10 protein-coding genes are annotated in these 9094 nt (G+C 72.2%); 2 read left to right on the top strand and 8 right to left on the bottom strand.

Annotation, left to right across the window (positions count from 1 at the left end; genetic code table 11):
* Window positions 1-90: 90 nt before the first annotated feature.
* A complete protein-coding gene (locus BMW85_RS38160; protein WP_091091575.1) occupies window positions 91-1992 on the bottom strand; it encodes a sensor histidine kinase in 1902 nt (633 codons plus the stop codon).
* A gap of 62 nt (window positions 1993-2054) precedes the next feature.
* Between BMW85_RS38160 and BMW85_RS38155 the strand changes: the two genes are divergently transcribed.
* Window positions 2055-2486: a hypothetical protein gene (locus BMW85_RS38155; RefSeq protein ID WP_245775295.1), complete on the top strand. Its 432-nt coding sequence runs from the start codon at window positions 2055-2057 to the stop codon at window positions 2484-2486.
* A 6-nt stretch (window positions 2487-2492) separates the two neighbouring features.
* On the opposite strand, the gene BMW85_RS38150 is transcribed toward BMW85_RS38155, so the two are convergent.
* Window positions 2493-2918 (bottom strand): hypothetical protein, encoded by a 426-nt coding sequence (locus tag BMW85_RS38150; protein WP_091091573.1) that lies wholly within the window; start codon window positions 2916-2918, stop codon window positions 2493-2495.
* A gap of 74 nt (window positions 2919-2992) precedes the next feature.
* On the opposite strand from BMW85_RS38150, the gene BMW85_RS38145 reads away from it, so the two are divergent.
* On the top strand, window positions 2993-3520 hold the full coding sequence (locus BMW85_RS38145) for a DUF6886 family protein (RefSeq protein ID WP_091091571.1): 528 nt from the start codon (window positions 2993-2995) through the stop codon (window positions 3518-3520).
* Here BMW85_RS38145 and BMW85_RS38140 read toward each other — a convergent pair.
* From BMW85_RS38140 to BMW85_RS38115, 6 genes are read right to left on the bottom strand one after another with little or no spacing between them, the layout of a single operon-like run.
* Window positions 3486-4457 carry a ketopantoate reductase family protein gene (locus BMW85_RS38140; RefSeq protein WP_091091569.1) on the bottom strand — a complete coding sequence of 324 codons (972 nt, stop codon included), beginning with the start codon at window positions 4455-4457 and terminating at the stop codon, window positions 3486-3488. The two genes, BMW85_RS38145 and BMW85_RS38140, sit on opposite strands and share 35 nt — an antisense overlap.
* Before the next feature lie 19 nt (window positions 4458-4476).
* A complete protein-coding gene (locus BMW85_RS38135) occupies window positions 4477-5211 on the bottom strand; it encodes a glycosyltransferase family 2 protein (protein ID WP_143082541.1) in 735 nt (244 codons plus the stop codon).
* A gap of 58 nt (window positions 5212-5269) precedes the next feature.
* Window positions 5270-5803 carry an AAA family ATPase gene (locus BMW85_RS38130; RefSeq protein WP_091091563.1) on the bottom strand — a complete coding sequence of 178 codons (534 nt, stop codon included), beginning with the start codon at window positions 5801-5803 and terminating at the stop codon, window positions 5270-5272.
* Entirely contained in the window at window positions 5800-7437 is a 1638-nt protein-coding gene (lysS, locus tag BMW85_RS38125; RefSeq protein WP_091091561.1) for a lysine--tRNA ligase, read from the bottom strand. Before lysS ends, BMW85_RS38130 begins: the two co-directional genes overlap by 4 nt.
* A gap of 40 nt (window positions 7438-7477) precedes the next feature.
* Window positions 7478-7687, bottom strand: coding sequence for a hypothetical protein (locus tag BMW85_RS38120; protein ID WP_091091559.1), 210 nt, complete (start codon window positions 7685-7687; stop codon window positions 7478-7480).
* A gap of 1 nt (window position 7688) precedes the next feature.
* Entirely contained in the window at window positions 7689-9053 is a 1365-nt protein-coding gene (locus BMW85_RS38115) for a S8 family serine peptidase (RefSeq protein ID WP_091091556.1), read from the bottom strand.
* Window positions 9054-9094: the final 41 nt, after the last annotated feature.

The following is a 9094-nucleotide window of genomic DNA, read 5'->3' as shown; positions in this document are numbered from 1 at the left end:
TTGCACATGCTTCAGGTGCTGTTAGCCACCTGGAGCGGTCGCTGCCCCACCTGCCATCAACGACCGCCATAACGAACTAACAAAGTACTACTAGCGACCGGCCAGGGCCGGCTGATCGGCCAGTAGCGACGACGGCAGCGCCACCAGGGCGGTCAGGCCGCCGTAGGGGGAGGACACCAGGGTCACCTTGATGCCGTGCCTGGCCGCCAGCCGCCCGACCACGAACAGTCCGAGCCGCTCGCTCTGCGCCAGGTCGAACTCGGGGGTGCGGGTCAGCCGGTCGTTGAGCTCGTCCAGCTCGGCGCGGGGCAGGCCGAGCCCGCGGTCCTCGATCTCGACCACGAGGCCGTGCGGGCTGGTCGAGGTGCGCACGTCCACCCGGGTCTGCGGCGGCGAGAAGAGGGTGGCGTTCTCGACCAGCTCGGCCAGGAGGTGGGCCACGTCGGTGACGGCCGAGCCCAGGAGCGAGACCGGCGGCGTCGTGAGCACCTCGACCCGCTCGTACTCCTCGATCTCGGCCACGGCGGCGCGCAGCACGTCGTGGATCGGCACCGGGTTGCGCCAGCCGCGGCCGGGGCTCTGGTCGGACAGGATGATCAGGCTCTCGGCGTGCCGGCGCATGCGGGTCGTCAGGTGGTCGAGCTTGAACAGGTCGTCCAGCATGCCGGGCTCCTCGGCGGCCCGCTCCATGCTGTCGAGCTGGAGGAGCTGGCGGTGCAGCAGCGACTGGTTGCGCCTGGCCAGGTTGACGAAGACCCGGTTGACGCCGTGCCGGAGCCGGGCCTGGTCCACGGCGGCCTCGACGGCGGTCGACTGCACCCGGTTGAACGCCGTGACGATGTCGTCCACCTCGGAGCTGTGCGTCACGACCTTCAGCGGCGCGGTCTCCTCGGGCGTCGGCCTGGAGGTGTTCGTACGCAGCCGCGCGACCAGGGCGGGAAGCCGCACCTCGGCCAGCTCGGTGGCCGCGTCGCGGAGCCCGGCCAGCTCCTCCACCAGCCGCCGCCGGAAGCGCAGCGAGAGCAGGATCGAGGCGACCACCGCGATCAGGCCCACGCCGCCGGCCACGCCGACCTTGACCAGCAGCCCGACGGCGGCCGGGGTGACCCGGCCGGTGATGTCCTTGCTGAGCTGCGCCTGGTCGCGCTCGACCACGGCCCACAGGTTCTGGGCGTCGACCGGCCACGTCGCCGCCTGGGCGGGCAGGCCGGCGGCCTTGGCCTGGTCGCTGATGGCGTTCTCGGCCGTCAGGAACTCCTTGTAGACGGGCGAGGCGACCAACCGCTCGTACGGCCCCCGCAGCTTGCCGTCGAGCTGCGCGAGCGCCTGGTTGAGCAGCAGCCGCCGGGTCGCGACCATCCCGGTGAACGCCTCCCGCTCCCGCGAGCCCACCCGCCCGGCGGAGAGCACGACCGCGATCATCGCCCGCTCGCGCGAGAGCATCTCCGTGGCCTCGCCGAGCATGGTCACGGCCCGCGCCTGGCGGTAGAGGGCCGGGTCGGGCACCAGGATCATGGCGTCGTACATGCGGAAGAAGGCGTCCACGGTCGTGTTGTAGCCGGTGATGACGTCGAGCGGCGCCCTCGTGCGGGCGTCCACGCCGCGGCGGGTCTCGGTGAGCTGGTCGAGCTTGCCGAACACCACGTTGAGCTGGGTCGCCATCTCCGGTGACAGGTCACGCATGGGCCTGGCGGAGGAGCGGAAGGCCGACACGGCCGAGTCGGTGCGGGTGCGCTGCTCGGTGACCTTGCTGAGCGGCAGGCCGCCGACCAGGAACTCGACCGAGACCAGCCGCTCCTTCTGCAGCTCGGCGGCGGCCTTCTCCGACGGCAGTGCCACGTTCGTGGCCAGCTCGTTGATCGAGAGCAGGCGCAGCCCGTCGCCGCCGGTCAGGCCCGCCGCGAACGCCCACAGCCCGGCGAGTGACAGCAGGGGGACGAGCAGCAGGACGAGGAGCTTCACCGCGATGGGACGGCCACGCTTGGGGGGCATGCGACCTCCGGGTGCATGATGAGATCGCCTCGCAGAGTACACCCCCCTTTGGAAGGATTTCTGTGCGTCTTCCGCGTTCCTTCTCCGGCTGGACCATGGCGGTGTTCGGATTCCTGGCCCTGGCGATGGGTCTGCTCGGGCTCGTCTCGCCCGCGACGCTGCTGGCCGTGCTGGGTTTCGAGGTCCTAGACGTACGACCGGCGGGCGACTACACGCTGGTCTACATGGCCGCCTCGTCCATGGCGGCGGTGAACATGGGCGTCTACTACCTGCTCGCGGCGGCGGCCGACTACACGCCGTTCTTCCGCTGGACCGTGCCCTTCCGGCTGGTCACCTTCACGGTCTTCACCACGCTCGTGCTGACCGGGGCCGCGCCGGCGAAGTTCTTCGGCGTCGGGCTCTGGGAGGGCGTGGGCGCGCTGGTGACGGGGTTCGCGCTGTGGCGCGAGGGCAAGCTCCTGCCCTCGCGCCGACAGCCGCAGAACGTGACCTGAACGGCCTTACCGCCTGATGTCCTCGGAGCCGCGGGCCACGAGACGGTCGTCCTCGGGAACCGCCGAGTGTCGACCGGTGTGCTCCCGCTGCGCGGGGACCTGCTTGGCGGGAGCCTGCTTGGCGGCGTGCTCCCGCTCGAGCCGCCGTTCGAGCTCGCGCTTCTCCTCCTCCAGTCGCGCCATGCGGCTGGAGGCCTCCGCACGCTGGTCGCGGAGGCTGCGGCGCTGCTTGGCCGTGCGTCGCGCGCCCGAGCTCAGCATCCAGAGCCCCGCGAGCAGGACGGCCGCCGTGACCGCCCCGGCGAGGAACATCTCGACCTGGTTGAGCTCGAAGGTGTAACCGAAGAGGATGTACCTGCTGCTCTCCTCGGTGAAGACCAGAACACCGGCGCCGACGGCGAGCAGGACCAGGACCAAACCCAGGAAGATCATCCGACTCACCCCTTGTCGTAAGAGTGGGTTTCATCTGCCCGGCGGGCGCGGGGGTATGCGCGATGATGACTTTCATGAGACCAGAGCCCGGTCAGGTGCTGCACTTCTCCGAGGACCCGACGATCGTGCGGTTCGTCCCGCACGTGGCGGTGACCACCTCGCTGGCCGAGCCGTACGTCTGGGCGGTCGGTCACGAGCGCTGCCCCGACTACTGGTTCCCGCGTGCCTGCCCGCGCGCGATGGCGTGGGTGGGCCCGCGCACCACCGAGGAGGACCGGGTCAGGATCATCGGGGCTGGCTGCGGCGACCGGGTGCACGCCGTCGAGTACTGCTGGCTGCAGGCCATGCGGGAGGTCGAGCTGTTCGCCTACCGGCTGCCGGAGGGTGAGTTCAGGCCGATCGGCGACCCGCCGCACGCGGTGGTCGCCACCGTCCCGGTCGAGCCGCTGGGCCCGCCGGAGCCGGTCGGCGACCTGTTCGAGCTGCACGAGCGGGCGGGCATCCAGCTGCGGGTGCTGCCCAACCTGTGGTCGTTCTGGAACGAGGTGACGGCCAGCAGCCTGGAGTTCAGCGGGATCCGGCTGCGCAACGCTCGTCGATGAGCGCGTTGAGCGTCTCCAGCGGCATCGAGGCGGGCGGCAGCTTCTCGCGGGCGCACCGGTCGGCCTCGCGCCGCAGCACCTCGTTGACCGGGGTGGGCACGCCGTGCAGGCGGCCGAGCAGGACGATCTCGCCGTTGAGGTAGTCGGTCTCGATGGAGCCGCTGCCCCTCGCCAGGCTCTGCCACGACGAGCCGCCGCCGCGGCTGACTCCCGTGATGGGGCGGACGTCCACCTGGTGGCCGCGCACCGCGGCCTCCTCCTCGGGGGTGGAGTAGGGGATGCCGGCCCGGTCGAGGACGGCCCTCGCCTCCGCGCGGGCGCGTTCGGCCAGGTCGGCCATGCCGTCGGGATGGCCCACCAGGGCCTCGACGGCGTTGCCGAGGTTGCCGAGCAGCTTCCCGTGCTTCCAGCGCATCACGTCGGGGGTGGCGCGGGCGGCCAGGCCGTGCTTGCCGAGGTCGGCGACGATCTGCTCGGTGCGGTCGTCCACACCCTGGGGATAGCGGCCGACGTGCAGCATGCCGGTGCAGGGCTGCGCGTACGCGGCCACCACCCCGGGCTCCAGGTGCTGGGCGGGCAGCCACACGCACATGCCGTAGACGTCGGGGAAGCGCCGCAGGACCTCGCGCTCGTTGGCGACGCCGTTCTGCGCGCACACCACGGGCAGGTCGCGGGACCAGCCGTCGAGCGCGGCGACGGTGTCCTGGGACTTGGTGGCCAGGATCAGCACGTCGTCGGCGCGGGCCGGCACCGGGCCGCCCGTCGCGGGGATCCGGAGGGTCTCGGCGCCCTCCGGCGTGACGAAGCGGAGTCCGTCGGCGCGTAGTGCCGCCAGATGGGCGCCCCTCGCGACCAGGAGGACGTCATGGCCTCCCTGGTGCAGGCGCGCCCCGATGGCGCCGCCGACGGCTCCCGCTCCGATCACTATGTAGCGCATCGTTGAAGGATGCCATCCGTCACTCCGCGAAGGCGACCTGGGTGTGCGCCTGGACGGAGGCGCGCCCGGACCGCTCGCGCAGGATCGTGCGCAGCACCCGCAGGCCGTCGCGGACGGCGTTGAGGTTGCTGGTGCCGTGGATGCGGGAGCGCTCGTGGCTGGGCACCTCGCTGATGACGAGCCCGGCCTTGGCGGCGCGGACGTTCATCAGCGTCTCGATCTCGAAACCGTCGCAATCGAGGTTCAGTGCGTCCAGGTGGCGGGCCCAGAAGGCGTTGTAGCCGTAGCAAAGGTCGGTGTAGCGGGTGCCGTAGAGCAGGTTGGTCAGGCCCGTCAGCGCCTTGTTGCCGAGCGAGCGCCACGGGCTGAGGTCGTCGGAGCCGCCGCCGGGCGCGTAGCGGGAGCCCTTGGCGAAGTCGGCGCCGGCGAGCAGCGCGTCGACGAAGCTGCGGATCTCCCGGCCGTCGGTGGACCCGTCGGCGTCGATCATGACGATGATGTCGCCCTTGGCGGCCTGGAAGCCCTCGATGAGCGCGTTGCCCTTGCCGCGCCGGGTCTGCACGACGACCCGCAGGTCGGGGCGCAGCCTCCGTGCGACGGCGACGGTGTCGTCGGTTGAGTTGCCGTCGACGAGTATCACCTCGTCGATCCATTCGGGCAGCGTGGCGAAGACGTGGGGCAAGTTGTCGGCCTCGTTCATCGCGGGCACGATGACGGTGACGCTGACGCCGGCGGCGGAAGGCTGCATGTTCATGACTTCAGATTCTCCACAGCGCATGCAGTCCGCTTGACAGCGCCTTGCATAGATCGTTCTATGATTTGACGATTATCGCTTCATCCCATCTAGTGATGATTTCTTCGGCCGTCTCGTCGGGGGTTTGCTCCGAGGTGTCCAGCCAGAGCCCGAGTCGCGGCGTTTCGCGGCGGAGCACGTCATCCAGCATGGCAGGTGTCCAGCCGCCGGCATAACCGATCTTGGCCCGCCCCCGCTCCCGCGCCGCCACCACCTCGGGCCGGGGGGCCAGCACGACCACGTGCAAAGGGCGGGTGCGGATCAGGGTGGTGAGGAGCTCCAGCTCGGCGCCGAGCACGATGTCCTGGACGACCGAGGTGAAGCCGGCCTCCGCGTACAGGTCGGCGGCGGCCGCGGTCAGCCGGTGGCGCAGGCGGAGCTGGTGGAGCGCCTCCTCGGACGGCTCGGGGGTCATCTCGGCGCGACCGGAGACCACCATCCGGCGGAAGGCGTCGCCGCGGACGTGGGCGGCCCGCGGCAGGCGTTCGGCGAGCCGCTGGGCCACCGTGCTCTTGCCCGAGGCCATGATGCCGGTGATGACGACGGCGCTCACGCGCCGACCAGCTTGCGTACGCGGTCGGCGCCCACGGCGAGCAGGAGCGTGGGCAGGCGGGGGCCGGTGTCACGGCCGACGAGCAGCCGGTAGAGGAGGGCGAAGAAGGCCCGCTGGGCGGCCTTCAGCTCCGGGGTCGCCGGCGCGTCGGCGGGAAGGCCCGCCTGGAGCTTCGGGACGCCGTACACGAGCGTGGTCAGCCCGTCCAGCGACCAGTCGTCGAGGCCGTCGGCCAGCAGCCGCAGCGACTCGCGCTCGTCCGGGCCGAGCGAGTCGAGCAGCCCCTCGTCCGGCTCCTCGCGCACCCGCGTGCGCTGGTCGGCGGGCAGGTGCAGCTCCACCCAGCGCTGCGCCCGGTACAGGCGCGGCCCGGCAGCGTCGAGGCCGGTGACGCCGTCGAGGTCGCGCAGGATGCGCAGGGTCTGCTCGGCGTGGCCGGTCGTGATGTCGGCGATGGAGGCCAGCGTGCGGTAGGGGACCGGGTGCGGGGTCACCGGCAGCGGGCCGTCGGCGGTGGTGACCGCCCGCTCGTACGCGGCCAGCTCGGCCGGCTGCCCCTGCCCGGCGGCGACCTTGCGGCCGAGCGCGTCCCACTCGTCGTAGAGCCGGTGGATCTCCTGGTCGAAGGCGATCTTGAAGGACTGGGCCGGCTTGCGGCGGGCGTACAGCCAGCGCAGCACCGGGGCCTCCATGATCTCCAGGGCGTCGGACGGGGTCGGCACGTCGCCCTTGGAGCTGCTCATCTTGGCCATGCCGGTGATGCCGACGAAGGCGTACATGGGGCCGATGGGCCGTTCGCCGCCGAACACCTCGCCGACGATCCGGCCGCCGACCGTCCACGCCGAGCCGGGGGAGTGGTGGTCGACGCCGGACGGCTCGAACAGCACGCCCTCGTAGGCCCACCGCATCGGCCAGTCGACCTTCCACACCAGCTTGCCCTGGTCGTGCTCGGCCAGGCGGACGGTCTCGCCGAAGCCGCACTCGCAGGTGTAGGCCAGCTCGGTGGTCTCGTCGTCGTACGCGGTGACCGTGGTGAGGTCGCGCCCGCACAGCTCGCAGTAGGGCCGGTAGGGGAAGTACTCGCCGGCCCGCTCCGGCTCCCCGGGCTCCTCGGGCTGCTCGGCCTGCTTGGTGCGGTGCCGCGACAGCACGGCGTCGATCGCCGCCCGCTCGCGCATCGCCAGCAGGATCCGCTCGCGGTAGGCCCCCGATGTGTACTGCTCGGTCTGGCTGATCATCCGGCACTGCACGCCGAGCGCGGCCATGGCCGCGATCATCGGGGCCTTGAAGTGCTCGGCCCAGTTGGGGTGGGGGCTGCCGGGCGGCGCGGGCACCGCGGTCAGCGGCTTGCCGATGTGCTCCGCCCAGGACGGGTCGATGCCCGCGGGCACCCGGCGGAAGCGGTCGTAGTCGTCCCACGACAGCAGGTGGTCGCAGGGCACGCCACGCCGCCGCAGCTCGTCGGCCACCAGGTGGGGGGTCATGATCTCGCGCAGGTTGCCCAGGTGGATCGGGCCCGAGGGGCTGAGACCGGAGGCGCAGACGATCGGTTTGCCGGTGCCGCGCCGCTCCGCCTCGGAGATCACCTCGTCCGCGAACCTGGACACCCAGTCGCCATCGCCACGTTCAACCATCGGGCCATTGTCCCGGTTCTGGGCGGCAGGAGCCAACGGATCAGCCGGGTTCGATCGGCGGATCCGAGAAGACCTGCCCGCCGACCCGGCGGCCGGCCTCCTCCGTGACGCGCAGGACGTGCAGCCCGGCCTCGGGGAGGACGGACACCAGCCCGTAGCCGGTGTCGACCTCCTCCTCGGTCAGGCCGAGGGCCTCCAGGGCGTCGGAGAGGGTGGCGCCGGGCGGCAGGCGGACCTGGAGCAGGATCATCTCAGGCCGCGCGGGTCCCGCGGGCGCGGCCGAGTGCGGCGACCGCGGCGGGCGGGTCGATGACGCCCCAGCCGTAGTCGTAGTCGTAGCCGACGGTGCTGCGGTCGTCGGCCGTGCGGTTGAGCTGGGTGCGCAGCTGCTCGGGGGAGAGTCGCGCGGCCGGGCGCGCGGTGCGGACGGCGGCCACCACCCCGGCCGCGACGGGGCAGGCGGCGGAGGTGCCGCTGTCGGCCTCGCCGACCGCGCCTGAGCCGGCGAAGTGCGTGTAGGCGCACAGGTCGGGCTTGCGCTCGGCGAGCCGGCCCGGCCCCTGGGAGGAGTAGCCGACGCGCTCGCCGCGGACGTTCACCCCGCCGACGGACAGCACGTCGGGATGGCCGTTGGCGCCGACGATCGGCCGCTCGCGGAAGCCGCAGCGCCCGTCGGGGCAGTCGCGCCCGCAGTTGCCGGCCGCGAAGACGATGTCGGCGCCCGCGTCGGCCAGGCTGCCCACGATCAGGTTGAACGGGTGCGCCGGGTTGTCGGAGTAGTTGCCGGGGTGGCCGGGCGGCAGGTCGTGCTCGGGGCTGAACAGGCCCCAGCTGTTGGAGACCACCAGCGACCTCGACTCCTCCGGCATGGCGTTGAGCACGTGGCGCAGGTGGGAGTAGGCGGCGACGGCGTCGGAGAGCAGGCCCGACATGTCGCCCTGCCGCGAGAGCAGGATCGGGATGTCGAGCAGGGTGGCCCTCGGCGCGGGCAGCAGCGCGTCGAAGGCGCACATCGTGCCGTGCTCGACGGGATAGCGGCCGGGGGTCCTGCGTACGCCGGGCGGCGCCCAGCTGCGCTCCGCGTCGATCCTGACCTCCTCGCCGAGCACCGACCGGACGTGCGCGGCGTTGATGCCGGTGTCGCAGACGGCGACGGTCACGCCCTCGCCGTCGTGGCCCTGCTCCCACAGGTCGGAGGCGCGCAGCAGCCGCCTGACCTCCTGCCAGTCGCCGGCCGGGCCGTCGCCGCCGCAGGTGGGGCCGGCCGCGCGGATGCGCGGGTCGGCGTAGACGCCGGCCACCTCGCGGACCGCCGACTGCAGCCGGGCGAGCCTGATCGGCAGCTCCGAGTCGGGGATCTCGCCGCGGACCAGCACCGACGCGTGCTCGGGTGACAGCGAGAACTCCACGCGCGAGGAGAGCGAGAGCGGGCCGCCGTGGGCCGCGCTCGGTCTGGCGCGCGGCACCGCCACCGGGCCGTACGCCTCGTCGATCAGCACGCCGGGCAGGTCGGCGGGCAGGTCGGCGACGACGTCGGCCACCGTGCTGGCGACCCCGGGGTCGAGCACGGACGCCACGACGTCGGCCGCCGGGCGGAGCTGGATCAGGACACGCATGTGATCACCTTCAAGAGAAGCGTGTTCGTTTGATTACGCTC

Source organism: Nonomuraea wenchangensis (assembly GCF_900111685.1).
Classification (GTDB): Bacteria; Actinomycetota; Actinomycetes; order Streptosporangiales; family Streptosporangiaceae; genus Nonomuraea; species Nonomuraea wenchangensis.
This window is presented reverse-complemented; position numbering and strand designations above follow the sequence as displayed.

Excerpts from the sequence above, each read along its gene's own strand:
- BMW85_RS38160 (WP_091091575.1), bottom strand. The coding sequence starts at position 1,992 with ATGCCCCCCAAGCGTGGCCGTCCCATCGCGGTGAAGCTCCTCGTCCTG.
- BMW85_RS38150 (WP_091091573.1), bottom strand. The coding sequence starts at position 2,918 with ATGATCTTCCTGGGTTTGGTCCTGGTCCTGCTCGCCGTCGGCGCCGGT.
- BMW85_RS38145 (WP_091091571.1), top strand. The coding sequence starts at position 2,993 with ATGAGACCAGAGCCCGGTCAGGTGCTGCACTTCTCCGAGGACCCGACG.
- BMW85_RS38140 (WP_091091569.1), bottom strand. The coding sequence starts at position 4,457 with ATGCGCTACATAGTGATCGGAGCGGGAGCCGTCGGCGGCGCCATCGGG.
- BMW85_RS38135 (WP_143082541.1), bottom strand. The coding sequence starts at position 5,211 with ATGAACATGCAGCCTTCCGCCGCCGGCGTCAGCGTCACCGTCATCGTG.
- lysS (WP_091091561.1), bottom strand. The coding sequence starts at position 7,437 with ATGGTTGAACGTGGCGATGGCGACTGGGTGTCCAGGTTCGCGGACGAG.
- BMW85_RS38120 (WP_091091559.1), bottom strand. The coding sequence starts at position 7,687 with ATGATCCTGCTCCAGGTCCGCCTGCCGCCCGGCGCCACCCTCTCCGAC.
- BMW85_RS38115 (WP_091091556.1), bottom strand. The coding sequence starts at position 9,053 with ATGCGTGTCCTGATCCAGCTCCGCCCGGCGGCCGACGTCGTGGCGTCC.